The 26,506-nt window shown below is 68.1% G+C and carries 24 protein-coding genes; 16 read left to right on the forward strand and 8 right to left on the reverse strand.

The genetic code is table 11. The annotated features are described in order from the left end of the window. Positions 1–52: 52 nt before the first annotated feature. The 3 genes from HV783_RS16615 to HV783_RS16625 all read right to left on the reverse strand — a co-directional run bounded on the left by HV783_RS16615 (position 53) and on the right by HV783_RS16625 (position 5,182). Complete coding sequence (locus HV783_RS16615; protein ID WP_175189508.1) at positions 53–2,761, reverse strand: autotransporter family protein; 2,709 nt, start codon at positions 2,759–2,761, stop codon at positions 53–55. Between the two features lie 71 nt (positions 2,762–2,832). Next, positions 2,833–4,068, reverse strand: a complete 1,236-nt coding sequence (locus HV783_RS16620; protein ID WP_175189509.1) for a sensor domain-containing diguanylate cyclase — start codon at positions 4,066–4,068, stop codon at positions 2,833–2,835. Between the two features lie 106 nt (positions 4,069–4,174). Beyond that, positions 4,175–5,182: a GlxA family transcriptional regulator gene (locus HV783_RS16625; RefSeq protein WP_175189510.1), complete on the reverse strand. Its 1,008-nt coding sequence runs from the start codon at positions 5,180–5,182 to the stop codon at positions 4,175–4,177. 145 nt (positions 5,183–5,327) lie between these two features. Here HV783_RS16625 and HV783_RS16630 point away from each other — a divergent pair, with 145 nt between their 5' ends. Next, positions 5,328–6,479, forward strand: a complete 1,152-nt coding sequence (locus HV783_RS16630; RefSeq protein ID WP_254603921.1) for a DJ-1/PfpI family protein — start codon at positions 5,328–5,330, stop codon at positions 6,477–6,479. 55 nt (positions 6,480–6,534) lie between these two features. On the opposite strand, the gene HV783_RS16635 is transcribed toward HV783_RS16630, so the two are convergent. The 3 genes from HV783_RS16635 to HV783_RS16645 all read right to left on the reverse strand — a co-directional run bounded on the left by HV783_RS16635 (position 6,535) and on the right by HV783_RS16645 (position 7,864). Beyond that, a complete protein-coding gene (locus tag HV783_RS16635) occupies positions 6,535–6,762 on the reverse strand; it encodes a hypothetical protein (protein WP_116792470.1) in 228 nt (75 codons plus the stop codon). A gap of 74 nt (positions 6,763–6,836) precedes the next feature. Further along, on the reverse strand, positions 6,837–7,346 hold the full coding sequence (locus tag HV783_RS16640) for a DUF421 domain-containing protein (RefSeq protein ID WP_082401922.1): 510 nt from the start codon (positions 7,344–7,346) through the stop codon (positions 6,837–6,839). A gap of 14 nt (positions 7,347–7,360) precedes the next feature. Beyond that, positions 7,361–7,864 carry a CinA family protein gene (locus HV783_RS16645; RefSeq protein WP_064525735.1) on the reverse strand — a complete coding sequence of 168 codons (504 nt, stop codon included), beginning with the start codon at positions 7,862–7,864 and terminating at the stop codon, positions 7,361–7,363. 636 nt (positions 7,865–8,500) lie between these two features. On the opposite strand from HV783_RS16645, the gene HV783_RS16650 reads away from it, so the two are divergent. Genes HV783_RS16650 through HV783_RS16690 form a run of 9 tightly spaced genes read left to right on the forward strand, consistent with a single transcriptional unit; the run spans position 8,501 to position 19,066 of the window. Further along, positions 8,501–9,469, forward strand: a complete 969-nt coding sequence (locus tag HV783_RS16650) for a LysR family transcriptional regulator (protein WP_054502285.1) — start codon at positions 8,501–8,503, stop codon at positions 9,467–9,469. Then, positions 9,466–10,941 carry a flavin-containing monooxygenase gene (locus tag HV783_RS16655; protein ID WP_175189511.1) on the forward strand — a complete coding sequence of 492 codons (1,476 nt, stop codon included), beginning with the start codon at positions 9,466–9,468 and terminating at the stop codon, positions 10,939–10,941. The genes HV783_RS16650 and HV783_RS16655 overlap by 4 nt, the downstream gene beginning before the upstream one ends. Beyond that, positions 10,938–11,912 carry an ABC transporter permease gene (locus tag HV783_RS16660; RefSeq protein WP_006387061.1) on the forward strand — a complete coding sequence of 325 codons (975 nt, stop codon included), beginning with the start codon at positions 10,938–10,940 and terminating at the stop codon, positions 11,910–11,912. The genes HV783_RS16655 and HV783_RS16660 overlap by 4 nt, the downstream gene beginning before the upstream one ends. Positions 11,913–11,941: 29 nt before the next feature. Further along, positions 11,942–12,844, forward strand: a complete 903-nt coding sequence (locus HV783_RS16665; RefSeq protein ID WP_054429737.1) for an ABC transporter permease — start codon at positions 11,942–11,944, stop codon at positions 12,842–12,844. Beyond that, on the forward strand, positions 12,841–13,863 hold the full coding sequence (locus HV783_RS16670; RefSeq protein ID WP_116792473.1) for an ABC transporter ATP-binding protein: 1,023 nt from the start codon (positions 12,841–12,843) through the stop codon (positions 13,861–13,863). The genes HV783_RS16665 and HV783_RS16670 overlap by 4 nt, the downstream gene beginning before the upstream one ends. Beyond that, positions 13,860–14,900, forward strand: coding sequence for an ABC transporter ATP-binding protein (locus tag HV783_RS16675; protein WP_051429064.1), 1,041 nt, complete (start codon positions 13,860–13,862; stop codon positions 14,898–14,900). Before HV783_RS16670 ends, HV783_RS16675 begins: the two co-directional genes overlap by 4 nt. Before the next feature lie 31 nt (positions 14,901–14,931). Next, complete coding sequence (locus HV783_RS16680) at positions 14,932–16,503, forward strand: ABC transporter substrate-binding protein (protein ID WP_175189512.1); 1,572 nt, start codon at positions 14,932–14,934, stop codon at positions 16,501–16,503. A 10-nt stretch (positions 16,504–16,513) separates the two neighbouring features. Then, positions 16,514–17,872, forward strand: a complete 1,359-nt coding sequence (locus HV783_RS16685) for an acyl-CoA thioester hydrolase/BAAT C-terminal domain-containing protein (RefSeq protein WP_175189513.1) — start codon at positions 16,514–16,516, stop codon at positions 17,870–17,872. Positions 17,873–17,896: 24 nt separating this feature from the next. Next, positions 17,897–19,066 (forward strand): CMD domain protein, encoded by a 1,170-nt coding sequence (locus HV783_RS16690; protein ID WP_175189514.1) that lies wholly within the window; start codon positions 17,897–17,899, stop codon positions 19,064–19,066. Between the two features lie 140 nt (positions 19,067–19,206). Here the strand turns inward: HV783_RS16690 and HV783_RS16695 are convergent, their stop codons facing one another. Continuing rightward, positions 19,207–20,106, reverse strand: coding sequence for a LysR family transcriptional regulator (locus tag HV783_RS16695; protein ID WP_006387054.1), 900 nt, complete (start codon positions 20,104–20,106; stop codon positions 19,207–19,209). A 108-nt stretch (positions 20,107–20,214) separates the two neighbouring features. On the opposite strand from HV783_RS16695, the gene HV783_RS16700 reads away from it, so the two are divergent. The 6 genes from HV783_RS16700 (at position 20,215) to HV783_RS16725 (ending at position 25,990) form a co-directional block, all read left to right on the forward strand. Further along, complete coding sequence (locus HV783_RS16700; RefSeq protein WP_175189515.1) at positions 20,215–21,207, forward strand: Bug family tripartite tricarboxylate transporter substrate binding protein; 993 nt, start codon at positions 20,215–20,217, stop codon at positions 21,205–21,207. 35 nt (positions 21,208–21,242) lie between these two features. Further along, positions 21,243–22,289, forward strand: a complete 1,047-nt coding sequence (locus tag HV783_RS16705; RefSeq protein WP_175189516.1) for an Ldh family oxidoreductase — start codon at positions 21,243–21,245, stop codon at positions 22,287–22,289. A gap of 27 nt (positions 22,290–22,316) precedes the next feature. Next, positions 22,317–23,288 carry a Bug family tripartite tricarboxylate transporter substrate binding protein gene (locus tag HV783_RS16710; protein WP_175189517.1) on the forward strand — a complete coding sequence of 324 codons (972 nt, stop codon included), beginning with the start codon at positions 22,317–22,319 and terminating at the stop codon, positions 23,286–23,288. Between the two features lie 4 nt (positions 23,289–23,292). Further along, positions 23,293–24,063: an MBL fold metallo-hydrolase gene (locus HV783_RS16715; protein WP_175189518.1), complete on the forward strand. Its 771-nt coding sequence runs from the start codon at positions 23,293–23,295 to the stop codon at positions 24,061–24,063. Between the two features lie 132 nt (positions 24,064–24,195). Further along, positions 24,196–24,990: a transporter substrate-binding domain-containing protein gene (locus tag HV783_RS16720; RefSeq protein WP_244976850.1), complete on the forward strand. Its 795-nt coding sequence runs from the start codon at positions 24,196–24,198 to the stop codon at positions 24,988–24,990. A 151-nt stretch (positions 24,991–25,141) separates the two neighbouring features. Further along, positions 25,142–25,990 carry a class I SAM-dependent methyltransferase gene (locus tag HV783_RS16725; protein WP_175189519.1) on the forward strand — a complete coding sequence of 283 codons (849 nt, stop codon included), beginning with the start codon at positions 25,142–25,144 and terminating at the stop codon, positions 25,988–25,990. Between the two features lie 433 nt (positions 25,991–26,423). Here HV783_RS16725 and HV783_RS29625 read toward each other — a convergent pair whose 3' ends face one another. Further along, the gene (locus tag HV783_RS29625; protein WP_238924200.1) at positions 26,424–26,504 is read right to left on the reverse strand and encodes an integrase core domain-containing protein; all 81 of its coding nucleotides are present in this window, start codon (positions 26,502–26,504) and stop codon (positions 26,424–26,426) included. Positions 26,505–26,506: the final 2 nt, after the last annotated feature.

Here is a 26,506-nt window from a genome sequence, read left to right on the forward strand (position 1 = left end):
AAGCGCCAGGAGAAGAATTGCCACTGGCTGGCGTTCAAAGTCGGCCCTGCCGCTAAAACGACATCCTGAACCCTGCGGTGGCAGTGACGACATAGCTGCCGGAGAAATCCGCATCGGCGTCGACCTGACCGTAGATGGCATAGCGCCCGCCCCAACCGTAATTGGCGCCGACGCCCAGGTTGCCCCAGGTGCGCGCCATTCGGCTGCTGAACGGCACATCGGCAACCCGCAGGCGGGTCCCGTCCAGGAACTCGTGCTTGAGGTTGACGACACCGTAGATGCTCGCTTCACCGTTGCGCCCGCCGGCCTGAGAATCGCGCTTGTAGTCCAGCGCCACACCGAAGCGACCCATAAGGCTGTTGCCCTTGTCGCCGTCGACGCGAGCGCCAAACCTGTCATTGAAACTGCCCCAGTGCGTCGATGCGTACGCAAGCTGGGCCTGCGGGATCAGGGCCAGGCGATCGTTCAAGGAGAAGGCCTTGCCCGCTTCGATACCGAGGCCAAGACTGCGCGCGTGCTGGCCATCCTTGAGCTTGCCCGCGAGCCGGGACTTCAGGTCGCTGTCGAACCAGGTTGCCTGCGCCTGCGTATCAACATAGAGGCCGTCCTTGCCGTACCAGGTCAGCGTCGGCATCAGGCCGTAGGCCGCCGTGTCGATCGTGCCATTGCCATACACTGACGACACTCGGGTGTCGGCCTTGCCATAGTGCAAGGCCAGACCGCCCACGAGGCGCGAGCCGCCCGGCTCGCCCGACAGGATGCGATCCACGCCGAATTGCGCTTTCCAACTGTCGATATTCTGGTGCTGGCCCGTGGTGGACACCGAGGGCTCAAGCCTGGCCGTGGATCCCTCGACCCGGCTCCATACGCCGTTGCGGCCGCTGTCCGCAGGATCATAAAGGCGATTGCCCACGCGCTGACGCAGCGTCGGCAGACGGCTCAATTGAAGCAGCGTGTTGGCGTAGGCTTCATAGACGGGCGCGCCGGGCTGGTACAACGGGCGTTGTGCGGCCGGCGAACCGCTGCCGACCTGGGGCGCGCCGAGGTCGGCCAGGGACGAGCGCAGATACCAACCGCCGTCGGCCGGATCCTGCTGCAGCACATAGCCATAGGCGCCCGCCACGAGGGCCGGGCGCCCGCCGATGACGTAGTCGCCGTTGGCAAGGTTGAATTGGCCCGCGGAGACGCCGTTGACCTGCACGACCTGGATGCCGCGTTGTGTCTGCGCGCCGGCGCCGCCGATGTTCTTCACGGTGACCGGCGTGGCGCCCGCGGTGGCGCCGGTGATCACCAGCTTGTCGGTCGGCGAGTCATCGCCGCCCAGTCGGGTGCGGACTTCCAGGTTGCCGCCCTGCGCGGCGTAGTCGCCGGCGATCGTCAAGGTGCCGAAGCCCGTGCGCGGGCCCGGCGCGATGGTGCCTTTGTTGCTCGTCGCGCCGACGCGTCCGGTCCCGGTCAGCCGCGCGCCGGTCAGCACATCCACCGGGCCGCCCAGGACGCCGTCGACCTGCAGCGTACCGGCCTGCACCTCGGTGTTGCCGGTGAAGGCCGCGCTGTTGCCCGACAACGTCAGCGTTCCAGCGCCCAGCTTGTTGAGGCTGGATGTGCCGGAGAAAGCGGTGCGCACGCCGACATCATGGCCGTTTGTGTCGAACCAGGCGCCGCCGGCGCCCACCGCCTGCGTCGCAAAGCCCCTCAGGAAATTGGCCTCGTCCCGGTTGGCGCGCAGGACGCCGCCATTCAGGTTGACGGTGACATTGCCCGCGCCCTTGATGACCGAACCCGTCTCCAGCACGCCACGACCGCTGGCGTCGCCGGTCAGGTTCAGCGTGCCGGTGGCCGTGCCGTCGGTGGCAACCCATGTATCAACGGCCGCGATGGCCAGGCCGCCCTTCGCGACCGTGAACGTTCCCGTGCCCGCCGAGCCGACTTCGATGCGGTCCGTGGACGAGAGGGTCGAGATGTCGCCCGTCGTGCTCGAGACGGTCACCGTGCCGATGCCGCCCACGCCCCTGCCGATGTAGATCGATGCCGCGCCCCCGGGGCGGGTCGACGCCTCGGTGTGCACGGTGGCGCCATCCTGCACCAGCAGCTCCCCGGTGCCGTCGAAACCGACGTAGATGTTGTTCAGCGGGTCCCAGACCGATGCGCGCCCCGATACCGTAACGTGCCCTTCGCTGCCGGCGTTCCAGCCGATCATCCCCTGGCCGCTATGCACGGCGCCGCCATTGTCGATTTGCAGCGTGCCCTTGCCGTCCGAACCGATCAGGAAGGCGCTGACCGTGTTGAGATTCCAGGTGGATCGCGCACCGGATACGACAACCGTGCCGACGCTGCCGGCACTGCCGCCAAGGGTGCCCGACTGGCTTTGCGCCACGCCGCCGTCCAGGATGCGCAGCGTGCCGGTACTGCCCGGGTCGGTGCCGATATACACGGCGCCGAGGCTGGTCCAACTGGACGCCTTGCCGCTGCCGTCGATACCCGTCACGGTCAGGGTGCCCACGCCGCCGTTGAGATTGCCGATGAAGGCCCAATCGTTGCGCACCGACCCGCCATTGCTGATGGTCAGCGTGCCGGTGGCGGAATCGCCGACGATGAGGTCGCCGCCGACGTCCCAGTCCGGCGATACCACCGGCCCGGGCTGCACGTCGCCGGTACTGGAGACCGTTTGCCCGCCAGCGGGATTCGAGAGGCTGGCGGCGGAAGCGGCCAGGATTATCCAACTTGACCACCCGGCACGATTACGCTTTTCGTCGACCACGATATTCCTCCCAAGTAGATGCGAGCCACACGCGAGCACTACGGCACGCGGCGCCGTGTTTTTATAGGTGTTTACCCATGCTGGACGGCGCCTTCGACGCCATGTCGCCGCGCCGGACCTGTTCCCGAGGCGCCAAAGGCGCGCCGGCCAGGTCCCGTGTCGGCTGGCGCCGGACCCGCGACCGTGCAGTTCCGTCCTCGCCGCTTGGCCGTGTAGAGCAGGTCATCCACGCGCTTGAGCGCGCTGGCGAAGGGCTCTCCCGCCTGCATCAGCGTCACGCCCATGCTGGCCGTGAAGCGTGAATCGGGCGCATGCTGCGCCCAGCGCTGCGCCGCGAAATCCGCACGGATCTCCTCGGCGATCGCGGCGGCGCTCTCCAGATCCGCAGCGGGCAGCAACAGCAGGAACTCTTCTCCTCCCAGGCGCGCGGCATGGGCGCGCGCCTGCGCATGCGGCCGGAGCAAGGCGCCAAATCGCGCCAGCACCATATCGCCAAACGGGTGGCCGTACCGATCGTTGATGCGCTTGAAGTTGTCGATGTCGGCCATGATCAGGGCCGTCGGCGTCTCGCCTTCGGTAAAAGGGCGTCCCGAAACGGTGGCGAGCAGGCTGTCGAGTCCTTGCCGGTTCAACAGGCCCGTGAGGGCGTCGGTATGAGCGTGACGCCGGTATTTCTCTATCGCGTCGTAGCTCGTCGCGATGAAGACCGCCAGCGTCAGCACAATGCTGCCAAGCAGGCCGGTGTACTGGATCAGGATCCCCCACACGGACGCTCGCCATTCTCCCGTTGCGAGCATGGGCGCAGGAGCAGCGATGTACAGGACGCATTGCCCCGTCAATACCAGCGCGATGAAGAGAAAGGTGGCGGCAAGCACCCTGTCCGACGTGGTCGCGGCCTGTTTGGCGAAGGACAGCGTGGTCCGCCAGGTGACCAGCGCGCAACAGGCCAGGACGAAGAAGGTCTCCAGCTTCGCGCTCGCGAACAGCGCCACCGAGACAACCACCATCGCCGTCGAGGCAAGCAGGACCGCAACATCGAAGTGGAGCGGAATCTGGCGGCCGCGCCGGCTCAGCAATGCGCGACAGGCGAGGATGACGCCGCCCAGGATGAAAGCATCCTCGACGACCTGCTTGTACGGGGCAAGGTTGCTCGCCTGTACGAGCATGACGGCGTAGCCCGCGCCCAGGCAGCCCAGGGCGCCGCCCCACCGTAGCGTGTGGAAGCCGGCAAAGCGCGCGGCGCAGAGGCCTGCGGCGCAAATCAGGATCGCCGCCGGCACGGACCACTCAAGGAGGGTGACGGGCATAGTCAGGGGACGCTTGGAATGACACCCAGTCCGGCCTTTGCCCGACTGACACAATGTGTGCCGAAAAGATTACAGTGTGTCGTAATGTATCGCCAGGACTCAACAGTCAAGGATTGTCAAGCGCAGGGGATCCGTGGCGGCTGCCGCCGCTTGCGCCGCGGCCGAGATACTGCGAAGGCGCGAGTCCGAAGCGTCTTTGAAATGCCTTGGAAAGCTGCGCCTCCGAACGGAACCCCGTGGCCCTGGCCAACATCTTGAGCGATTGATCCGCCTCCAGCCCGGTTCGCACCGCCTCCAGGCGCAGCGCTTCCAGGAAGTCGCGTGGCGTGAATCCGGTGGCGCGCGTGAATCCGCGGTGGAAGGTGCGCGGCGCCTGCCCCGCGACTTGAGCCATGCGCTCGACGCTGATCGCTTCGGCCAGGTGTTGTCGTAGCCAATCGACCAACTCGCCATAGGCGCCGGCCTGCCCCTCCAGTATCAGCGAGTACTGCGCCTGGTTGCCTGGGCGCCTCAGTGCCAGATTCAGTTGCCGGGCAACGCGCGCGGCGAGCCAGCGCCCGGCATCCTGTTCGACCATGGCCAGGCACATGTCGATGCCCGCGGTCACGCCGCCCGAAGTCCAGAGCTTGCCATCCTGGAGGTACAGGGCATCGGCATCCACGTCCATGTCCGTGAAGTACTGCCCCAGCACTCGCGCCGACTCCCAGTGAGTCGTCACGCGCCGGCCGCCGAGCAGGCCCCAATGCGCCAACAGAAACGCGCCCGTGCATACCGAAGCCAGGCGACGCACTGGCCCGCGGGCGTGCCCTACCCAGGCCGCCAACGAGGCGTCGGCCGCGGCATGCTCCAACCCTTCGCGTTCGCCGCCGGCAATGATCAACGTGTCGATGCCGAGCGGATCGATGTCCGCCGCGGCTGCGGTATGCAAAGTCAGCCCGTTCGATAGCGTGACGGGGCCGCCGCCGCCGGACAGCACGACAACACGGTAGGGCGAGTCAACGCCCAACGCGCAGGCCATCGCAAAGACGTCCGCCGGACCCGCGATATCCAGATGTTGTGCTTTCGGAAACGCCACAATGGCGACAAGGCGTGGCGAGGCAGCGGCAGACGGCATGGCGTTCGAAGCGGTGAATGCGGAACCGGCGATCTTAACGCGGGGTTGGCAGAAAACAGCCGGATTTTGTCATTGCTGCCAACTGCGCCCGGCACGTAGGCTAACGGGATTGAGGTAGCCCTCGTCGTCTGGAAGCGGTGTGTCAATGTTCGGTAAGCGGTATCGCGTGGCCTTTTTTTATTGTGCGTTGGCTGTTGCGTCGGCTGCCGCCGCGCTTTGGATGGGGTGGGATCGCGCCGACATATCCGCGCCGATCCTGAGCGGCGAAAGCTCACCCCCGCTACCCGATCCACGCCTGCCGGTGGCGCAGCGCAAGCCTGTGATTGCCGTCATCGCGCACAACGCCAATACCGAGCTGGTCGATTTCGTGGTGCCGTACGCGGTGCTGAAGCGATCGGGGGCCGCCGAGGTGTGGGCCCTGGGGATCGAGTCGGGACCAATACGCTTCTTTCCGGCGTTGAGCGCGCGGCCCGATGCCGATGTCGCCGCTTTCGATCAACGCCATCCCCAGGGCGCCGACTATGTCATTGTTCCCGCCGTGCATGACGACGCGGACCCGCGCCTGGTGTCCTGGGTACGTTCCCAGTCCCAAAAAGGCGCGGTGGTCATCGGCATTTGCGACGGCGTGTGGGTGCTGGCGCGGGCAGGTCTGCTGGACGGGCGCCAGGCGGTTTCGCACTGGTATTCCCGAGGCGCCCTGGCGCGCGGCTTCCCCTCGGTTCAATGGCGGCAGGACCGGCGCTACGTGGCGGATCGAAACGTGGTGACCACCACGGGTGTCAGCGCCTCGATCCCCTTGTCGCTGGCATTGGTGGAAGTCATCGCGGGCCAATCGAAAGCCCGTGAATTGGCGCGGGACCTGGGCGAGCAAGGTTGGGAAGATACGCATGACGGATCGGCCTTTCGCTTACGGCCCGGGCATGTCGCCACAGCGGCGAAGAACGCCGTCGCCCTCTGGAACCATGAGACGTTGGTGGCGCGGCTATCGCCGGGCGCCGATGACCTGCGCCTGGCGCTCGCCGCCGACGCATTTGCGCGCACCTATCGCACCGCGGTGGTCGGCGCCACGATCGACGCGGCGCCCGTCGCGCTGGCAAGCGGCTTGATCTACCTCTCCGACGGCGGAGGTTGGGGCGCGGGCGATCCCCTGCCACTGCAGGCGCGGGAACCAGGCGCAGACCGCACGGCTGCCCGAACCGTGTTGGCGGACATCCTCGAACTGCTGCGGACGCGTTATGGGCAGGACACCGCGGAATTCGTCGCGCTGCAGTTGGAGTATCCCGGACCGCGGCCTTGACCTGTGCGGGCATTCATCATCTGTCCCGCACCCGGATCGGCATTGCCCGCCGCGCTCACGACGGCTCGTCGGTGGCGGGATCGGGCGGCAAGCCAGCCTGACGACGTTGCAGCGGGCCGCGGCCGTATGCGTCCTTGCCCTGTTCGCGCCGATGCCCGCCGGCGGGGTAGCCCGACCCCGTATCCGGGTCGGGATTGGGAACGTCGCGTCCCGGCTTGTCCGCCTCGGGCTGGCCGTTATGCCGCTCGCTGTTCGACGCTGCATGAAATATTGGCTTCGACATGGTGTTCTCCGATTTCACCGGCCGCGCTGCGCCGGTGCGGGACGGGCCAGCAATTGCCATGCCGAAGGGCCGTCTCATGCCTTCGGACTCTCCCGCCGCCCGTCCTCGAACTCGATCACGCTGAACTCGCCCGTCGACTCGAGATACGCCCGCTTGACGCGCGAGAGGCGGTCCACCCCTTTCAGCCGCAATTGCTCCATCAATTCACCCCGGGTGATGTGTTCGCGCCGCAGGCCGGACACAATCAACTGCCCGTCTCGAACCAGGCATACCCGCTTCGGCTCCAGCACCCGACGCAGCGGCGGGACGTAATAGCTGACGCGATCCAGAAAATAGCTCCAACCGACAATGGTCGCCACGACGATGATCCCGTCGCCGAGCGAATACGAATCGCCGGACATCGCATTGCCCGCCGCGTCCGCGACCAACACCAGGACGAGCATGTCGGCCACGCCGAGCGACCCCAGATCGCGCCGGCCCGACGCCCGGAGCAAGGCATACAGGACCCAGTACATGGTGGTTCCGCGAATGAACATCTCGGCAAAGCCGGCCTGCAGCGCGAAGATCTCCGAAAGCTCGCTCATATCCAGGCCCCTTGTCAGCGTTGCACCGCGCGCCACTCGGTGTAATAGGTGACCATCCTTTCCAAGGCATGCCGCGCGCTCGCCGCTCGGATGGCATTGCGGCCTCCGGTGAAGCGCAGGGTCTCCGCGTAAACCGCGGGCGCGGAATCCGCCGCCCCTTCTTTGAACACCCAGGCAAAACACTGCGTGCCCGCGGGGATTGCCGCATCGGTGTCGTCGGTCACGCCGGTGTTCGATATCGCCACGTTCGCTCGGCTGCGCCGGGCCGCGCCCAGAGCCATTTCGCCCGCGACGGCTTCGCTCGTCAGGTTGTGGGTTCTGAGCGTGCGGGCCGAAACGCCCAGGCATCGCATTTTGGCCTGGGGCGAATAGACGACGAATGCGCAATCCAACAGTGCCCCGGCGCCGGGCACGTCCGCCAAGGTGGCGGCGATGAGTCCGGCCGTGCAGGACTCGGCAGTGACCAATGTCAGCCCTTCCCTATGCATGAAAGCCGCCACCCGCTCGATTGCATTCATCTCACGCCTCCCGGTAGTCGAGATCTCATGCTTTCAGCAACTTCCATGCCGAGGAAGTCGCCGGCGAGGCCGCGCGCGGCGTGACACGCCCGATCTTGCGGGACAGTCCCGGGGGAGCGATGCAGGCAGGCCCGCAATGCGCGGCGGGCCCGCGGCGCCTGGTCAGCAGTTCCCTTTCTTTGCCTGGCCCGGCGGACAGAAACCGCCGCCGCCGCCGCGGTGGGGGTCCACCACCACTGCCCCATCGGGCGTGTAGACCGCACAGCCGGCGAGAAGGGCAACCATGACGGTCAGGCTACAGAGAATTTTCATGTCAGTAACAGCGAGTTGAGGATGCGGCAGTGTATTTCGGCTCCCTGCAACCAGGGCGAAGCAGGCGTTACACGGTGTACTTCAGACCGGGACGGGTTGAGCCTTTCCGAGCCTATCCCTGGCTTTGTTATCGCCTGTAGCGGGCGCCGCTCCGCCAGGGCGACCGCCGCGAGCCTCGCCATGAACGCCTAAGTCGTTGAAATAACGCGAAGTAATGAAAAGGCATAAGGAAATCCCGATTAGGGAATTTGCTTATGCCCTTTAATTATTTGCCGGGCGCATACTCGATACGCAAGAATTCGTCCTTGGCATAAAGCAAGACAGATGGAACTTCGTCAACTCGAGGCCTTCGCGGCCGTCATGTCCACGGGCAGCGTCACCGCTGCCGGGCGTCTGCTTGGCCGCTCGCAACCCGCGATCAGCCGCCTGCTGCAGGAACTGGAGGCCGAGATCGGCTATGCCCTGTTCGCCCGCAGCGGGCCGCGCGTGACGCCGACCGAGCAGGGCTTCCTGCTCTATGACGACGTGGAACGCGCCCTGTCCAGCCTGCGCCAGATCCGCGACCGGGCCGAGGAAATCGCCCGCGGCCAGGCGCAGCCGCTGCTGCTGGCGGCCACCTCGGCGCTGGCTGCCGGGCTGGTGCCGGACGCGCTCAAGCGCATCGAGCCGCACGCCAACCTCGCCCCCCGCATCGAACTGCGCAGCGCCTCGCCCGAGCGCGTGGTGCACGCCGTCCTGAGCGGTACGGCGCAACTGGGCGCGACCAGCCTGCCGCTGGAGCATCGCGGCCTGACCGTGCACTGGATCGGCCAGGCGCCCTGTGTGGTGGCGCTGCCCGAAAACGATCCCGCCGCGCGCCATGACGTGGTGCCGGTGGCCGAGCTGGCCGGGCGCCGCGTCATCACCATGGCCAATCCCTACCGTCTGCGCCGTCGGCTGGATGCGGCGCTGGGCCATGCCGCCGGCGCCATCGAAACCAATTCGTCCGTCAACGCCCTGGCCGCCGTGCGCGCAGGCCTGGGCGTGTCGGTGCTGGAACCCATTACCGCCTACGGCGCGCCGATGGCGGGCGTGGCGATCCGCCCGATCGACCTGGACATCCCCTTTTTCTTCGGGGTCATCACCTCGCAGTCGCAGCCCCTGACGCCGGCCTGCCAGGCCATGGCCGATGCCCTGGCGCAGGCCGCCGCGCAACTGCTGCCCGGCTTCGTGCTGCACGACGCCTGCCAGCACGGCGCGCTGCTGCAGTCGATCTACGGCGATGACACCCCTCTTACGGATACCCCCGCATGAACCAACCCCTCGCTCCCGCCCCGCAAGGCCTGGCCGCGCTGGAAGCGCGCCTGCGCCAGGACCTGTCCTGGCTGGAAATCCCCGCCAAGCCCTGGGTCACGCCGCGCCTGGTCGACGGCCAGCCGGTGCTGGACGTGGCCATCATCGGCGGCGGCATGGCCGGCCTGGCCGCGGCCGCGTCGCTGACCCACCTGGGCATCGTCGCGCCGATCTTCGACCAGTCGCCCGAAGGCTATGAAGGGCCGTGGGCCACCACCGCGCGCATGGAAACCCTGCGCTCGCCCAAGCAGTTGACGGGCCCGGCGCTGGGCCTGCCCGCGCTGACCTTCCGCGCCTGGTTCGAGGCGCAGTTCGGCGCCGAAGCCTGGGACGCGCTGGACAAGATTCCGCGCCTGCAATGGATGGACTACCTGCGCTGGTACCGCCGCGTGCTGAACCTGGACGTGCGCAACCAGCACCGCGTGCTGGCCGTGCTGCCGCGCGCCGACCGGCTGGTGCAACTGGACATCGAAGCGCCCGCCGGCCGCCAGACCGTGCTGGCGCGCCGCGTGGTGCTGGCCACCGGCCGCGACGGGCTGGGCGGCGCCTACGTGCCGGACTTCGCGCGCAAGCTGCCGCGCGACCGCTGGGCGCATTCGTCGGACGTGCTGGACTACGCCACCCTGGCCGGCAAGCGCGTCGGCGTGGTGGGCGCGGGCGCGTCGGCCATGGACAGCGCCGCCACCGCGCTGGAAGCGGGCGCGGCCAGCGTCGACCTGCTGATCCGCCGCGACGACATTCCGCGCATCAACAAGGGCAAGGGCGCCGGCAACCCCGGCCTGACCCACGGCCACCTGAACCTGCCCGATGACTGGAAGTGGAAGATCCGCCACTACATCAACGCCGCCCAGGTGCCGCCGCCGCGCGGCAGCACGCTGCGCGTGTCGCGCCACCCGAACGCCCGCTTCAACCTGGGCTGCGGCGTGCAGGATCTCGCGCTGGTCAATGACGAAATCCGCGTCACCACGCCCAAGGGCGTCTTCACGCTCGACTTCCTGGTGTTCTCCACGGGTTTCCGCATCGACTGGACCGTGCGTCCGGAATTCGCCGCGCTGGCGCCGCACGTGCGCGCCTGGGGCGACCGCTACACCCCGCCCGCCGGCGAGGAAGACCAGGAGCTGCATGACTCGCCCGACCTGGGCGCGGCCTTCGAATTGCAGGAGAAGACCCCGGGCGCCTGTCCGGGCCTGGACCGGGTGCACTGCTTCTCGTACCCGGCCGCGCTGACGCACGGCACCGTGTCGGGCGACATCCCCGCGATCAGCGAAGGCGCCAAGCGCCTGGCGCAGGGTATCGCGGGCCTGTTCTACCGCGAGGACGTGGCCACGCACTACGCCAACATGGAAGCGTTCGCGGAACCCGAGGTGTTCGGCGACGAATGGACGCCGGCCCCGGCGCCCGGCGCGGCCCGGCAGGCGGAGACCGCGCAATGACCGCTTGGCTGCTCCGCCGCGTGGCGCAAGCCGCGGTGGTCGTGTTCCTGATGACGCTGATCGTCTTCGTCGGGCTGCACGCCATCGGCAACCCCGTCGACATCCTGATCGGCCAGGACGTCGACCAGGTCGACCGCGCCCGCATCATCGCCGAACTGGGGCTGGACAAGCCCCTGTGGCAACAGTACCTGGGCTTTCTGAACGGGGCGCTGCACGGCAACCTGGGCAACAGCTTCGTCTACAACATTCCCGCCGTGGAACTGGTGATCCAGCGCCTGCCGGCGACCCTCGAACTGGCCATCGCCGCGCTGCTGCTGGCGGTGATCATCGGGCTGCCGCTGGGCCTGTTGGCCGGGCTGTACCCCGACAGCCGTTTCTCCAAGCTGGTGATGGCGGGCAGCATCGTCGGCTTCTCGCTGCCGACCTTCTGGGTCGCGCTGATGCTGATCATGACCTTCAGCGTGTCGCTGGGCTGGCTGCCGGCCAGCGGCCGCGGCCAGACGGTGGAATTCCTGGGCTTCCAGTGGTCGTGGCTGACGGCCGACGGCTGGCGCCACCTGATCCTGCCGGCGCTGAACCTGTCGCTGTTCAAGATCTCGCTGGTGATCCGCCTGACCCGCGCCGGCGTGCGCGACGTGATGCCGCTGGACTTCGTCAAGTTCGCCCGCGCCAAGGGCCTGTCGCCGTTCCGGGTGGTCTGTGTGCACGTGCTGCGCAACACCATGATCCCGCTGGTGACGGTGCTGGGCCTGGAGCTGGGCTCGACCATCGCCTTCGCCGTCATCACCGAAAGCATCTTCGCCTGGCCCGGCGCCGGCAAGCTGATCCTGGACAGCCTGAACGCGCTGGACCGCCCGGTGATCGTGGCCTACCTGATCGTGGTGGTGTGCCTGTTCGTGACGCTCAACCTGATCGTCGACATCCTGTACAAAGTGCTGGACCCGCGGGTGCGGCTGGAGGCCTCGGCATGAGCGCTCCGAACACTCCCCAGGCAAATGCCATGCAAACCGCCGCCCCTGCGCTGAAGCGTGAATCGCCCTGGCGCCGCAACCTGCTGGAATTCCTGTCGTCCAAGACGGCGGTGTTCGGGCTGGTGATCGCCACCCTGCTGATCCTGGCCGCCATCCTGGCGCCGTGGATCTCGCCGCAGAACCCCTACGACCTGCTGCAGATCGACGTGCTGGACGCGCGCCTGGCGCCGGGCACGATGAACGGCCTGAACACCTTCCACTACTGGCTCGGCACCGACGGCCAGGGCCGCGACCTGCTGTCGGGCATCCTGTACGGCCTGCGCATCAGCCTGATGGTGGGCGTGGGCTCGGCGCTGATCGCCGGCATTATCGGCACGCTGCTGGGCCTGTTGGCGGCGTATGCCGGCGGCAAGGTCGACGCGCTGATCATGCGGCTGGTCGACCTGATCCTGTCGTTCCCGTCGATCCTGGTGGCCATGATGATCCTGGCCTACCTGGGCAAGGGCGTGGGCAACGTGGTGCTGACGCTGGTGATTCTGGAATGGGCCTACTACGCCCGCACCGCGCGCGGCCAGGCCCTGGTCGAACGCCGCCGCGAGTACGTCGAGGCGGCGCGCTGCCTGGACATCCCCAACTGGCGGATCATGCTCAAGCACATCCTGCCCAACTGCCTGCCGCCGCTGATCGTCATCGGCACCCTGCAGATCGCGCGCGCCATCACGCTCGAAGCCACCCTGAGCTTCCTGGGCCTGGGCGTGCCCGTGACCGAACCGTCGCTGGGGCTGCTGATCTCCAACGGCTTCCAATACATGCTGTCCGGCGAATACTGGATCAGTTTCTACCCCGGCATCGCGCTGCTGGTCACCATCGTCGCCATCAACCTGGTGGGCGACCGCCTGCGCGACGTGCTGAACCCGAGGACCCACAAATGAGCGCCGCCCGTTCCGTCGCGGCGCCGGCCGCCGCCAACGTGCCGACCCTGGAAGTGCGCAACCTGCGCACCCACTTCTTCACCCGCGCCGGCACCCTGCCCGCCGTGGACGACGTGTCGTTCACGCTGGAGCGCGGCAAGATCCTGGGCCTGGTCGGCGAGTCCGGCTCGGGCAAATCCGTCACCGGCTTTTCGATCATGGGCCTGGTGGACGCCCCCGGCCGCGTGGTCGGCGGCCAGGTGCTGTTCCAGGGCCGCGACCTGACCAAGCTGGCGCCGCGCGAGCTGCGCAAGCTGCAGGGCAACCGCATCGCCATGATCTTCCAGGATCCGATGATGACGTTGAACCCGGTGCTGCGGGTCGACGTGCAGATGATCGAAACGGTGCGCGCGCACAACAGCATGAGCAAGGCGCAGGCGCGCGAGCTGGCCCGCGACACGCTCGGCATGATGGGCATTCCCAGCCCGGAAGAACGGCTGCTGGCGTATCCGCACCAGTTGTCCGGCGGCATGCGCCAGCGCGTGGCGATCGCCATCGCCATGCTGCATCGGCCCGACCTCATCATCGCCGACGAGCCGACCACGGCGCTGGATGTCACCATCCAGGCGCAGATCCTGTCCGAAGTGCAGAAGCTGGCGCAGCAACACGGCACCAGCCTCATCTGGATCACCCACGACCTGTCGGTGGTGGCGGGCCTGGCCGACGACGTGGCGGTGATGTACGCCGGCCGCATCGTCGAACACGGCAAGGTCGACGACGTGCTCGACCGTCCGCAGCATCCCTACACGGTGGGCCTGATCGACAGCCTGCCCAGCAACAACCAGCGCGGCCAACGCCTGCGCCAGATTCCCGGCATGACACCCAACCTGCTCACCCTGCCCGCCGGCTGTGCCTTCGCGGCGCGCTGCGCGCGCGCCACGGCGCAATGCGGCCAGCAGCCCGCCATCACCGACGTGCTGCCCGGCCACCAGGTGCGCTGCTTTCATCCGTCGCGCCAACCGGGCGAGGTGACGGCATGAGCTCGACGACGATTCCGGATACCCGCGACGGCGCCAACGCCACCCCGCTCATCGACCTGCGCCAGGTCAGCAAGCGCTTTGGCGAACGCCCCGTCGGCGCCGCCGGCCGCGCCTTGCAGCGCCTGGGCCTGTCCAAGCCGCCCGCCATCACCCGCGCCGTCGATCATGTGGACCTGCTGGTGCGCCCCGGCGAAGTGGTCGGCCTGGTCGGCGAGTCCGGCTGCGGCAAGTCCACGCTGGGCCGCATCGCGGCCGGCCTGCTGACGCCGTCCGGCGGCGAGGTGCTGATCAACGGCCAGCGCCCGGCCGACATGACGCCGGCCCAGGCCCACGCTGCGCGCCTGAAGGTGCAGATGATCTTCCAGGACCCGTATGCCAGCCTGAACCCGCGCCTGCGCGTGGACGAGATCGTCGGCGAGGCCGCGCGCATCCACGGCCTGGTCGGCAACGGCGACTTCGACGACTACGTCAGCGCGCAACTGCAACGCGCCGGCCTCGACCCGGCCCTGCGCCAGCGCTATCCGCACCAGTTCAGCGGCGGCCAGCGCCAACGCATCGGCATCGCCCGCGCCCTGGCGGTGCAGCCGTCGATGCTGGTGTGCGACGAGGCCGTGGCCGCGCTGGACGTGTCGATCCAGGCGCAGATCCTGAATCTGTTCATGGACCTGCGCGAACAGCTCAACCTGACGTACCTGTTCATCAGCCATGACCTGGGCGTGGTCGAGCACCTGTCGGACCGCGTGGTCATCATGTACCTGGGTCGCGTGGTCGAGACGGCGCCGGTGGACGAAGTCTTCCGCCGCCCCAACCATCCGTACACCCAGGCGCTGCTGGCCGAGATCCCCAACCTGAAATCGCGCCACAAGACCTTCACCGCCATCAAGGGAGAGATTCCCAGCCCGCTCAACCCGCCCGGCGGCTGCCACTTCCACCCGCGCTGTCCGCATGCGATGGCGCGCTGCAAAACCGAGGTTCCCACCCTGAAGGGAATCGCCATCAACCACCTGAGCGCCTGTCACCTGAACGACATGGCCTGAAAGAAGTTCCCCCTCACCAAGGACCCCGAACATGAAACGCCTGATTCTCTCGACCCTGACCGCCGCCATCCTGGGCGCGTCCGCCGCGGCCTCGGCCGACAACCTGTCGATCGGCTTTGCCGATCCGCTGTCCTCGCTCGACCCGCAACTGAACAACCACGCCGGCGACCGCTCGGTGGCCCTGCACTTCTGGGATCTGCTGATCGAGAACAAGTGGAACAAGCTGCAGCCCGGCCTGGCCGTGAGCTGGAAGCCGCTGGACAGCACCACCTGGGAATTCAAGCTGCGCGAAGGCGTCAAGTGGCAGGACGGCACGCCGTTCACCGCCGACGACCTGATCTACTCGTACACCCGCGCTCGCGCCGTTCCCGGCAGCGTGGCCACCTACGCCGGCTACCTGCGCACCATCGACACGATGACCGCCAAGGACCCGCTGACCCTGATCGTCAAGACCAAGGCCCCCAACCCCGACCTGCCGCTGAACCTGGCGTCGGTGCACGTGGTCAGCAAGCACGTCGGCGAGAAGTCCACCACCGAAGACTACAACTCGGGCAAGGCCATGATCGGCACCGGCCCCTACAAGTTCGTGTCCTACACCCCCGGCGACCGCGTCATCATGGAACGCAACGACGGCTACTGGGGCGAGAAGGCCACCTGGGACAAGGTCAACTATCGCTACATCAACAACGCTGCCGCCCGCACCGCCGCGCTGCTGGCCGGCGACGTCGACGTGATCGACAAGGTGTCGGTGTCCGACCTGGCCAAGCTGCAGAAGGCCGCCAACATCTCGGTCTACCCGTACGACGGCCTGCGCGTCATGATCCTGCAACCCAGCTTCAACCCCGCGCCCAACCAGTACATCACCGACAACAACGGCAAGCCGCTGGACAAGAACCCGCTGCTGGACGTGCGCGTGCGCCAGGCGCTGAACCTGGCGATCAACCGCAAGGCCATCACCGACCGCATCCTGCAGGGCGCCGCCACCGAAGCCAACCAGTGGATGCCCAAGGGCACCTTCGGCTACAACCCCGACGTCAAGGACATCCCCAACGACGTCGAGAAGGCCAAGAAGCTGCTGGCCGAAGCCGGTTTCCCCGACGGCTTCAAGCTAACCATGCACGTGCCCAACGACCGCTACCCGCAAGGCCCGGAAACGGCCCAGGCGGTGGCGCAGTTCTGGACCCGCATCGGCGTCAAGACGCAAGTGGAAGTGGTGCCATGGGCCGTGTACTCGGGCCGCGCCAACAAGAACGAATTCGCGGTCAGCATGCTGGCCTGGGGCAACGGCACGGGCGAAGCCAGCTACGCGCTGGTCAACATCCTGGCCACCGTCGACGCCAAGAAGGGCCTGGGCGCCTCCAACTGGGGCCACTACAGCAACCCCAAGGTCGACGCCGCGCTGGACCAGTCCACCTCGGAATTCGACGTGGCCAAGCGTGAAGCCATCCTGCGCGACTCGGTCAAGATCGTGTCCGATGACGTCGGCATCATCCCGCTGTACCACTACAAGAACATCTGGGCCGCCAAGAAGGGCCTGAAGGTCACCCCCATGACCAGCGACCGCACCGCCGCCATGATGGTCACCAAGGACTCGGCCAAGTAAGGCGCGCATCATGGTTCCTACCCTGAGCATCCAACCCGCCGACGCGCTCATCGACGTGCCCCGCCAGATCCGGGTGGAGCACGTCGCGCCCGGCCAGACGGTGGAGATCACCGCCCTCACCCGCCGCAACGGCGTGCTGTGGCAAAGCCACGCCGCCTTTGTCGCGGGCGAGGACGGCGCGGTCGACCTGACGCGCGACGCGCCCGTCTCGGGCGACTACAGCGGCCTCTCGCCCATGGGCCTGGTGTGGTCGCAGTCGCCCGTGGACTCGCCCAGCCGCGAGCACTTCAACCACCCGGTCAGCGAGCCGCTGGTCACCGAAGTGGTGGCGCGCGTGGCCGGCGCCCAGAGCGTGGCGCGCTTCACCCAGCGCCTGGCGGCCGACGGCGTCACCCGCCAGGACGTGCGCGAGGAAGGACTGGTCGGCACGCTCTACCTGCCGCCCGGCGCCACGCCCGGCTCGCATCCCGCCGTCCTGATCCTGAACGGCTCGGGCGGCGGCATCAACGAACCGCGCGCCGCGCTGTATGCGTCGCGCGGCTACGCCGCCTTCGCCCTGGCCTACTTCAAGGCGCCGGGCCTGTCGGACTACATCTCCAACACGCCGCTGGAGTACTTCCAGACCGGCCTGCGCTGGCTGCGCAAGAAGGTCCAGCCCAGGCACGACTTCGTCGCCATCAGCGGCCAGTCGCGCGGCGGCGAACTGGTGCTGCTGCTGGGCGCCACCTTCCCCACGGAAGTGTCGGCGGTCGTGGCCTACGTGCCCGGCGCCGTGGTCCACAGCGGCCAGAACGCCTGCGACCCCAAGATCGGCCGCGAAGGCCCGACCTGGCTGCTGGGCGGCAAGCCCCTGCCGCACGTCTGGGAAAACAACCGCACCGCCACCTGGGCGCCGTTCGACGAAGGCCCCGCGCCGCATCGTCACGAAAAGGCCATCCTCACCGCGTTGCAGGACCCCGACGCCGTGGCCCGCGCCCGCATCAGGGTCGAGGACATCCAGGGCCCGGTGATGCTGCTGTCGGCCACCGACGACGGCTCGTGGCCGTCCAGCCTGTACTCGAAGATGGTGCGCGACAAGCTGGCCGAGGTACAGCATCCGTATCCGGTCCAATGGCTGGACTACGAGAACGGCGGCCACTCGATCCTGTTCCCCTACGTGCCCACCACGCAACTGGTCTACGCCCACCCCGTGTCCGGCAAGATCAGCACCAGCGGCGGCAACCCCAAGGACAACGCGCGCGCCGACGAGCAATCGTGGGAAGGCGTGCTGAAGTTCCTGGACGCCGCGGTCAAGGCGCGCGGCCAGGCCGCGCCGTCCGCGAGCCGCGCCGAAGCCGGCGCGACCGCCACGCCCGGCAACGCCGGCTGAACGACATCCAAGGAGACTTTCTCAATGGCACAACCCCCCATCGTCTATGACGCCGCCCGCGACCTGGTGGACCAGCTCGTCGGCCTGAAGGCCGACAGCGCCACCTACGCCGTGCGCCACCAGCGCGACAAGGTCGCCGCCGCCACCCAGGGCAGCTACGACGCCCTGTTCGACCCGGCCCTGCCCGGCCTGACGCTGGCCGAGCGCCTGCTGGTCGCGCTGTACGCCGCGCGCCTGACGCCGTCGCCGGCGCTGGCCGCGCACTACCGCCTGCGCCTGGTGGACGCGGGCGCCAGCGCCGCCGACATCCAGGTGGCCGAGTCCGGCAAGCCGGCGGACGCCGCCGACCCGCGCCTGGCCGCGATCCTGGAGTTCACCCGCAAGCTGATCGAAAAGCCCGTCGAAGGCGACGAGGCCGCGCTCAAGACCTTGCCGGCCGCCGGCGTCTCCACGCCCGCCGTGGTCACGCTGTCGCAACTGGTGGCGTTCCTGTCGTATCAGGTGCGCCTGGTCGCCGGCCTGCAGGCCATGCTGGCGCTGGAAACCAAGCCGATCGCGGCCGGCACCCCGCCCGCGCCCTTCCCGGCCAACACCGCCGCCACCGAACCCGGTGACGTCATCAAGGCCCACGGCTTCACCAACGAAGTGCTGGAGTGGAAGGCGTGGCTGGACGTGGTCCAGGTCGACAGCGCCACGCCCGAGCAGATCGCGGTCCTGGAAGAAAGCCACCCCAAGGCCAAGGTCTCGGATTACTACCTGTTCCTGGTGCACCAGCCCGAGATCCTGCGCCAGCGCTCCACCGCGTTCAACGCCATCATGTACGCGCCCGGCGGCCTGTCGCGCGCCGAGCGTGAACTGGGCGCGACCGTGGTGTCGCGCGTCAACGGCTGCGTCTACTGCGCCTCGGTGCACGCGCAGCGCTTCGAGCAACTGGCCAAGCGCAACGACGTGATCGCGCAGGTGTTCGAGGATCCGGCCACCGCCGGCACCACTGCCCGCGAACTGGCGATCGGCAAGTTCTCGATCCAGATCACGGACGCGCCGGCCTCGGTGGATGCGGCCAGCATCCAGGCGTTGAAGGATGTGGGCCTGAGCGACGGCGAAGTGCTGGACCTGCTGCATTCGGACGCGATCTTCGCGTGGGCCAACCGGTTGATGTTGAACCTGGGCGAGCCGGTGGTCGTGCAGGTCTGACGATCGCGCGCGCATCGCGCCACGCAGTACCTGGACAGGCCGCGTTTTCGCGGCCTGTCTGCTTTGCGGCTCGCGGTTGATGCCCGTCATCCGCGGGCGGCCGACAACGCAGCGGCGTGCCGGTTGAACCGCGCACCCGCCTACTTCTGCCGCGCCTCCACCCGCTGCGACAGCAGGTCGTAGAACAGCCGCGCCACCGGATTCAAGGTCTTGCCGCGCGGATGGATCAGGCCGATCGTGCGGCTCACGGCGGGATTGCGCAGCGGCACGCTGACCAGCGTGCCATGATCCTCATCCGGCATCGCCAGCCGCGGCACCACGCCCACGCCCAGGCCTGCCTCCACCATGCTGACCAGCGCCGGCACGTGCTGCACCTCGCAGAAATGGCGCGGCCGGCTGCCGCTGTGCACCAGCGCCTGGTCCATCAGGAAACGATTGCCGCTGCCCTGCGCCAGCGTGATGTACGGATGCGCCTCCAGGTCGGCCCAATCCACCGACTTGCGTTTGGCCAGCGGATGCTTGCGGCTCACCGCCGCCACGAACGGCTCTTCCAGCAGCGGCTTGAACTCGATCTCCGCGTCATTGGCGCCGATGTAGGTCAGCCCGAAATCCGCGTCGCCGCGCGCCACCGCCGTCAGCACCTGCGAGGACGACTCGTCGATGATGCGGATGCGGATGCGCGGATAGCTGGCGTGGTATTCGCGGATCACATCCGGCAGGAAATACGCCACCGCCGACGGCACGCAGGCAATCGTCACCATGCCCGACAACCGCTCGGCCACGTCGCGGATGCCGACCAGCGCGCTCTCCAGCTCATTCAGCACGCTGCGGGCGCGCGGCACGAAGCCGCGCCCGAGAGTGGTCAGCTCGACCTTGCGCGTGGTGCGCGTCATCAGTTGCACGCCCAACGCCGCCTCCAGCTTGTCGACGCGGCGCGACAGCGCCGACTGCGACAGGTGCAGCGCCTCGGACGCGGCACGGAAACTGCCCAGGTCTGCCACCGCCAGGAAGGCGCGCAGATCGGCAAGATCGAAATTCATGCGTTTTCATCAAGAATTGAACGAATTTTTGCACTTTACTCGATTCCGAGGGCGGGGCACGATGTCTCCCAGCCGCAACCAATAGCGGCCCGAACAGGAGACCCGCCCATGAAGCCGTTACGGAGAGCCTGCCTGCGCACCGCGCTGGCGCTGGCCGCCGCCCCCTTGTTGTCGTCCGCCCCCTTCTCGGCCCACGCCGACGCCTGGCCGCAACGCCCCATCCGCCTGCTGGTGCCCTACGGCCCCGGCGGCAGTTCCGACGTGGTGGCGCGCGCCGTCGCCGTGGAGATGTCGCGCGACCTGGGCCAGCAGGTCATCGTCGAGAACAAGGGCGGCGGCCAGGGCAGCATCGCCACGGTGGAAGCGGCGCGCGCCCGGCCCGATGGCTACACGCTGATCCTGGGCCACGTCGGCACCCTCGCGGTGAACCCGACCATGATGCCCAACCTGTCGTATGACCCGCGCCGCGACTTCGCCCCGATCATTCTGCTGGCCAAGCTGCCCATGGTGTTCGCCGTGGGCGCCAAGGTGCCGGCCGCCACCCTGCCCGAATTCGTGGCGCTGGCGCGCGCCAAGCCGGGCGTCCTGAACTACGGCTCGGCCGGCAACGGCAGCGCCGGCCACCTAGCCTTCGAAATGCTCAAGACCGCCGCCGCCATCGACGTGGTGCATGTGCCGTACAAGGGCACCGGCGCCCAGGTCGCCGACCTGCTGGCCGGCAACATCGACGCCGCCGCGGCCGGCATCCCCGGCCTGCTGCCGCATGCGCAGGCCGGCAAGATCAAGATCGTGGCCGTCGGCTCGGCCCAGCGCCTGCCGATCCTGCCGGACGTGCCCACCGTGGCCGAGCAGGGCTACCCCGGCTTCGAAAGCTCGCAGTGGTTCGGCCTGCTGGCCCCGGCCGGCACGCCGCAGGAAGCGATCTCGCGCCTGCAGGCCGCCGCCCAGCGCGCCCTGCGGACCGACGCCGTGCGCCAGCGCCTGGCCCATGACGCCGCCGAGCCTTCCGGCGCCGGCCCGGCCGAATTCGCCGCCTTCATCGACGCCGAAGAGCGCCGCTGGAGCCAGGTGGTGAAAGACGCCCGTCTTTCCGCCGAATAAGTCCCCCCTCTTTTTTCACACAAGGATTGCTGATCATGGCCGCCACTGCTGGCTCCCCCTCCCTCGTCCCGGAAACCGAACTGCGCGAGCTTGGCGTGCGCGCCTTCGAAGGCCTGGGCCTGCCGCGCCAGGACGCCGTCGACGTGGTCGACATCCTGGTGCTGGCCGACCTGTTCGGCCTGTCCACCCACGGCCTGTCGCGCATCGAATCGTATGGCGAGCGCCTGCAGGTCGGCGGCATCAACCGCCAGGCCCGCATCCGCGTGGACAGCCCCGCCCCCGCGCTGCGCCTGGTCGACGGCGACAACGGCGTCGGCCCGCTGGTCGGCATGCACGCGCTGCGCGCCGCCATGCAGGCCGCCAGCGAATGCGGCGTGGGCCTGGCGTTCGCCCGCCAGAGCAACCATTTCGGCCCGATCTCGCCCTACGGCCTGATCGCCGCCGAGGCCGGCTACGCCAGCATCATCGGCAGCAACGCCACCACCACCATCGCCCCCTGGGGCGGCACCGACGCGCGCGTCGGCAACAGCCCCATCGGCTTTGCCGTGCCGAACCCGGACGGCGCCCACTTCCTGCTCGACATGGCCATGAGCGTGGTGGCCCGCGCCAAGATCCGCAACGCCCTGAAGGCCGGCCAGGCCATCCCCGACACCTGGGCCACCGACGCCCAGGGCCAACCGACCACCGATCCCAGGCAGGCGCTGGACGGCTTCCTGCTGCCGATCGGCGGCCACAAGGGCTACGGCCTGGCGCTGATGGTGGACCTGTTCGCCGGCCTGCTGTCCAACGCCGCCTACCTCACCCACGTCAAATCCTGGGTCGACGCGCCCGACGAACCGCAGAACCTGGGCCACTTCTTCCTGCTGATCGACACCCGCCGCCTGGGCTCGACCCAATGGCTGGCCGAACGCATGAACGACTTCGCCGCCATCCTGCACGGTAGCCCGGCCGCCGACCCGGCCCGCCCCGTGATCCAGCCCGGCGAGATCGAACTGGCCAAGCTGGCGCGCCAGCGCGCCCACGGCATCGAAGTGGCCGCGGACGTCCTGGCCCTGCTGCGCCAACACGCCGGCCAGGGCTGAGCCGGCATCCCGGAGGAGACCGACAACATGAAGAACATCGCCCGACTCACCCTGGTCCTGGCGGCGGCGCTGGCCGCGCCGCTGGCCCGCGCCGCCGACTACCCCAGCCAGCCGATCCGCCTGATCGTGCCCTACGTGGCCGGCGGCGCGGCCGACATCACCGCGCGCGTGGTCGCGGCCCGCATGGCCAAGACCCTGAAGGGCACCATCGTGGTCGAGAACAAGCCCGGCGCCAACGGCATGATCGGCACCGACTTCGTCGCCAAGGCCGCGCCCGACGGCTACACCCTGCTGCTGGACGCCAGCGGCCCGCTGGTGGTCAACCCGTCGCTGTACAAGAAAACGCCCTATGACCCGCTGAAGGATTTCGCCCCGATCAGCCAGATCACCAGCTACCAGTACGCGCTGGTGGTGCCGCAGCAATCGCCCGCGCACAGCATCGACGACCTGCTCGCCGCCGCCCGCAAGAAACCCGGCGCCGTCACCTATGGCTCGGCCGGCCTGGGCGCTGGCGGCCACCTCGCCGGCGAACTGCTGGCCCTGCGCACCGGCACCCAACTGACGCACGTACCCTACAAGGGCAACGCCCAGGCCCTGACCGACGTGCTGGGCGGGCAACTGTCGTTCACCTTCGACACCACCGTCACCGCCGCCCCGCACATCCAGTCCGGCAAGCTGCGCGCCTACGCCGTCACCGGCCCGCGCCGCGCCTCCAGCCTGCCCGACCTGCCCACCATGCAGGAACTCGGCTACAAGGACTTCGTCATCACCCAGTTCCAGGGCCTGCTGGCGCCGGCCGGCACCGATCCGCGCATCATCGCCACCCTGCATGACGCCGTGGTCCAGGCGGTGAAGGACCCGGAAGTGGTGCGCAAGCTGGCCACCGAAGGCGGCAACGAAATCATCGCCGGCACGCCCGAGGAATTCACGCGCCAGTTGCGCGACGACCTGCAACGCTACCGCCAACTGATCAGCGAAGCCCACATCACCGCGGAGTGACCCCATGTACCAGATCGATATCCTGATCCAGGGCTACCCCGGCCGCGCCGTCTGCCATGGCGGCCTGGGCTGGAGCACCAGCACCCTGCTGCGCTCGGACCGCCACAGGATCCTGGTGGACGTCGGCGCGTTCGGCGTGCGCCACCTGCTCGGCCGCCACCTGGACGCCTGCGGCGTCGCGCCGGCCGACATCACCGATGTCGTCCTCACGCACGCCCACTACGACCACGCCGTCAACTTCACGCTGTTCCCCAACGCCACCGTCTGGATCGGCGCGCGGGAACTGCAATGGGCCGCCGCGCAACCGCCCGGCTTCAACCCGCTGCCCGAACTGTACGTGCGCGAACTCGACCGGCTGGACCGCGTGCGCCGCGTCGGCGACGGCGAAGCCTTCCTGCCCGGCATCACCGCCATCGCCGCGCCCGGCCATACCCCGGGCCACCTGCTGTTCTACGTCGACGATCCGCGCCAGCCCATCCTCTTCACCGGCGACGCCGCCAAGAACCGCGCCGAACTGGTCTCGGGCCAGGTGGCCGACACCGCCGACGCGGCCGCCAGCCACGCCAGCCTGGAACGCATCTGGGAATGGTGGCGCAGGCGGCCCGGCACGCTGCTGGTGCCGGGACATGACCTGGGCATGAAACTCGACGCCGATGGCGCGCCGGTCTATGTCGGCGAGCGCCGCGCCGCGATCAATGCGTGGTTTGGAGATGACCTGGAGCCGCAACGGATCGACTTGTGCTGTGCGCCGGGTGCGGGGCGGTACAGCGTGTGAGTCGGCTGCTACCCGGTGTGAACCATCCGCCACGGCCATTGAACCGTAGCTGCCGCCTGTGAGCTTCCGCCACGGCAGACAAGCCATCAGCAATCGCCTTTGAATTTCCCACTGTCCTCCACCAATAACGCCATGACCGCGATTTCCAGCACCACCGCACGTTCGGACGTCCCCGCCCATTCCGGCGCCACCAACATCCCCGCCAACATCATCCAGGCCTTCACTCCCACCGGCGCGCTGCGCGCCACCATCAACCTGGGCAACCCCATCCTGGCCACCCGCGACGCCAGCGGCGCGGCCGCCGGCGTCTCCGTCGACCTGGCCCGCGCCTTCGCGCAGCGGCTCGGCGTGGCCCTGGAACTCATCGTTCTGGACAGCGCCGGCAAGGCCGTCGACACCGTCAGCCAGGACGCCGCCGACATCGGCTTCTTCGCCATCGACCCCAAGCGCGCCGCCGGCATCGCCTTCACCGACGCTTACGTCCTGATCGAAGGCGCCTACCTGGTGCGCAACGATTCGCCCCTGCGCGAGATCGCCGAGGTCGACGACCCGCGCCACCGCGTCACCGTCGGCCTGGGCAGCGCCTACGACCTCTACCTGACGCGCGAACTGCAACGCGCCGCCATCACTCGCGCCGCCACCTCGCCCACCGTGGTCGACACCTTCCTGCAGACCGGCACCGACGTCGCCGCCGGCGTGCGCCAGCAACTGGAAGCCGACGCCCGCCGCCTGGGCGGCCTGCGCCTGCTGCCCGGCAGCTTCATGACCATCCGCCAGGCCATGGGCCTGCCGCGCGGGCGCGGCGAAGCGGCGGCGCGCGTCCTGGCCGACTTCGTCGAAGACATGAAACGCAGCGGCTTCGTGGCCCAGGCCCTGGCCCGCCACGGCATCGACGGCGCCGCCGTCGCGCCGGCTGCCGGCGGATAGCCGCCGGCTAGTCGGCCGACCCGCGCACGGCTCAACGCCAAGCAGGCCCGCCCTGTCGGCAGCCGGACGGAAAGCCAGCGGTTTTCGTTAAAATGACGCTTTCCGCCTATTCATGCGCCCCGCCCCAAGCGGGGCGCATTGCCTTACCCCCATGTCCGACAAAACCCACGACATCCGCCCCGGCCAGTCGATCGAACTGCTCAAGGCCCTGCACATCCTGACCCGCGACGGCAAGATGAACCAGGACAGCCGCCGCAAGCTCAAGCAGGTCTACCACCTGTTCCAGTTCATCGAACCGCTGCTCAAGGACGTCCAGCAACAGCGCGGCGCCGTCACCCTGGCCGACCACGGCGCGGGCAAGTCGTACCTGGGCTTCATCCTGTATGACCTGTTCTTCAAGGAACAGCCGGAAGCGCTGAAGAACGGCTCGCACATCTACGGCATCGAAACCCGCGAGGAATTGGTCAAGTCATCCGAAGAACTGGCCACGCGCCTGGGCTTTGACGGCATGTCGTTCCTGAACCTGTCGGTGGCCGAATCCATCACCTCCGACAAACTGCCGGCGACCATCGACATAGTCACGGCCCTGCACGCCTGCAACACCGCCACCGACGACGCGATCCATTTCGCGCTGGAGAAAAAGGCCAAGTACATCGTGGTCGTGCCCTGCTGCCAGGCGGAAGTGGCGTCGGTTCTGAGGAAGAACAAGGCCAAGGCGCTCGCCGATCCGCTGGCGGAGATCTGGCGGCATCCGCTGCATACGCGGGAGTTTGGCAGCCAGATCACGAACGTGCTGCGGTGCTTGCAGCTCGAAGCGCATGGGTACCAGGTCAGCGTGACGGAGCTGGTGGGGTGGGAGCATTCGATGAAGAATGAGCTGATCATTGCGCAGTACAAGGATCTGCCGCGCAGGAAGCCGGCGGAACGGCTGACGGAGATGCTGGATCGGATTGGGTTGCAGGAGTTGAAGGATCGGTTTTTCCTGCCGGAAGCGGCTTGAGAATTGAAAAAGGACCCTGTGGGGTCCTTTTCTTATTGAACGCTCGTCTCGGATAGGGATGAGAATGTCACCCTTGGCATTGCTGCCAATGTGCGTCACGCCCATACTCATCTTGCGATCGCAACAACGATCGTCCGGATTGACAGCCGGAAGAGCAAGGGCGGGCAGCCGCTGCAATAGCGGCGTTTTCATGTCCGTAGGCTGACGTACGTCCCTCCATGGGCGAGCCTTGGCTGGGGCACCTTCGTGTGCGCCGGTTTCCCTTGTCACCGGTCTGTCAACCCGGCCTTGTGCTCGCCCACCCCGACCGACAACCGGGGCGCGGGCTTAATGACAGAGGCAGCCGCGATGAACGACCAATCCTATACCCTTGACCGCTGGGCCATGCCGGATGATCCGGAGAGCTGTAATGACCCAGCAGAACCTGCTCAGTTTAAGCGGCTAATGCAAATGCCTCAGCCGGGGTCTTCATGCCGAGCGCCTGGTGCGGGCGCCGGTGGTTATAAAAGCGTATCC

The organism is Achromobacter dolens (assembly GCF_902859745.1).
Classification (GTDB): Bacteria; Pseudomonadota; Gammaproteobacteria; order Burkholderiales; family Burkholderiaceae_B; genus Achromobacter; species Achromobacter dolens.

What these genes read in the sequence shown, in the direction of transcription:
- HV783_RS16620 (WP_175189509.1), bottom strand. Translation starts at nt 4,068, where the DNA reads ATGCCCGTCACCCTCCTTGAGTGGTCCGTGCCGGCGGCGATCCTGATT.
- HV783_RS16625 (WP_175189510.1), bottom strand. Translation starts at nt 5,182, where the DNA reads ATGCCGTCTGCCGCTGCCTCGCCACGCCTTGTCGCCATTGTGGCGTTT.
- HV783_RS16630 (WP_254603921.1), top strand. Translation starts at nt 5,328, where the DNA reads ATGTTCGGTAAGCGGTATCGCGTGGCCTTTTTTTATTGTGCGTTGGCT.
- HV783_RS16635 (WP_116792470.1), bottom strand. Translation starts at nt 6,762, where the DNA reads ATGTCGAAGCCAATATTTCATGCAGCGTCGAACAGCGAGCGGCATAAC.
- HV783_RS16640 (WP_082401922.1), bottom strand. Translation starts at nt 7,346, where the DNA reads ATGAGCGAGCTTTCGGAGATCTTCGCGCTGCAGGCCGGCTTTGCCGAG.
- HV783_RS16645 (WP_064525735.1), bottom strand. Translation starts at nt 7,864, where the DNA reads ATGAATGCAATCGAGCGGGTGGCGGCTTTCATGCATAGGGAAGGGCTG.
- HV783_RS16650 (WP_054502285.1), top strand. Translation starts at nt 8,501, where the DNA reads ATGGAACTTCGTCAACTCGAGGCCTTCGCGGCCGTCATGTCCACGGGC.
- HV783_RS16655 (WP_175189511.1), top strand. Translation starts at nt 9,466, where the DNA reads ATGAACCAACCCCTCGCTCCCGCCCCGCAAGGCCTGGCCGCGCTGGAA.
- HV783_RS16660 (WP_006387061.1), top strand. Translation starts at nt 10,938, where the DNA reads ATGACCGCTTGGCTGCTCCGCCGCGTGGCGCAAGCCGCGGTGGTCGTG.
- HV783_RS16665 (WP_054429737.1), top strand. Translation starts at nt 11,942, where the DNA reads ATGCAAACCGCCGCCCCTGCGCTGAAGCGTGAATCGCCCTGGCGCCGC.
- HV783_RS16670 (WP_116792473.1), top strand. Translation starts at nt 12,841, where the DNA reads ATGAGCGCCGCCCGTTCCGTCGCGGCGCCGGCCGCCGCCAACGTGCCG.
- HV783_RS16675 (WP_051429064.1), top strand. Translation starts at nt 13,860, where the DNA reads ATGAGCTCGACGACGATTCCGGATACCCGCGACGGCGCCAACGCCACC.
- HV783_RS16680 (WP_175189512.1), top strand. Translation starts at nt 14,932, where the DNA reads ATGAAACGCCTGATTCTCTCGACCCTGACCGCCGCCATCCTGGGCGCG.
- HV783_RS16685 (WP_175189513.1), top strand. Translation starts at nt 16,514, where the DNA reads ATGGTTCCTACCCTGAGCATCCAACCCGCCGACGCGCTCATCGACGTG.
- HV783_RS16690 (WP_175189514.1), top strand. Translation starts at nt 17,897, where the DNA reads ATGGCACAACCCCCCATCGTCTATGACGCCGCCCGCGACCTGGTGGAC.
- HV783_RS16695 (WP_006387054.1), bottom strand. Translation starts at nt 20,106, where the DNA reads ATGAATTTCGATCTTGCCGATCTGCGCGCCTTCCTGGCGGTGGCAGAC.
- HV783_RS16700 (WP_175189515.1), top strand. Translation starts at nt 20,215, where the DNA reads ATGAAGCCGTTACGGAGAGCCTGCCTGCGCACCGCGCTGGCGCTGGCC.
- HV783_RS16705 (WP_175189516.1), top strand. Translation starts at nt 21,243, where the DNA reads ATGGCCGCCACTGCTGGCTCCCCCTCCCTCGTCCCGGAAACCGAACTG.
- HV783_RS16710 (WP_175189517.1), top strand. Translation starts at nt 22,317, where the DNA reads ATGAAGAACATCGCCCGACTCACCCTGGTCCTGGCGGCGGCGCTGGCC.
- HV783_RS16715 (WP_175189518.1), top strand. Translation starts at nt 23,293, where the DNA reads ATGTACCAGATCGATATCCTGATCCAGGGCTACCCCGGCCGCGCCGTC.
- HV783_RS16720 (WP_244976850.1), top strand. Translation starts at nt 24,196, where the DNA reads ATGACCGCGATTTCCAGCACCACCGCACGTTCGGACGTCCCCGCCCAT.
- HV783_RS16725 (WP_175189519.1), top strand. Translation starts at nt 25,142, where the DNA reads ATGTCCGACAAAACCCACGACATCCGCCCCGGCCAGTCGATCGAACTG.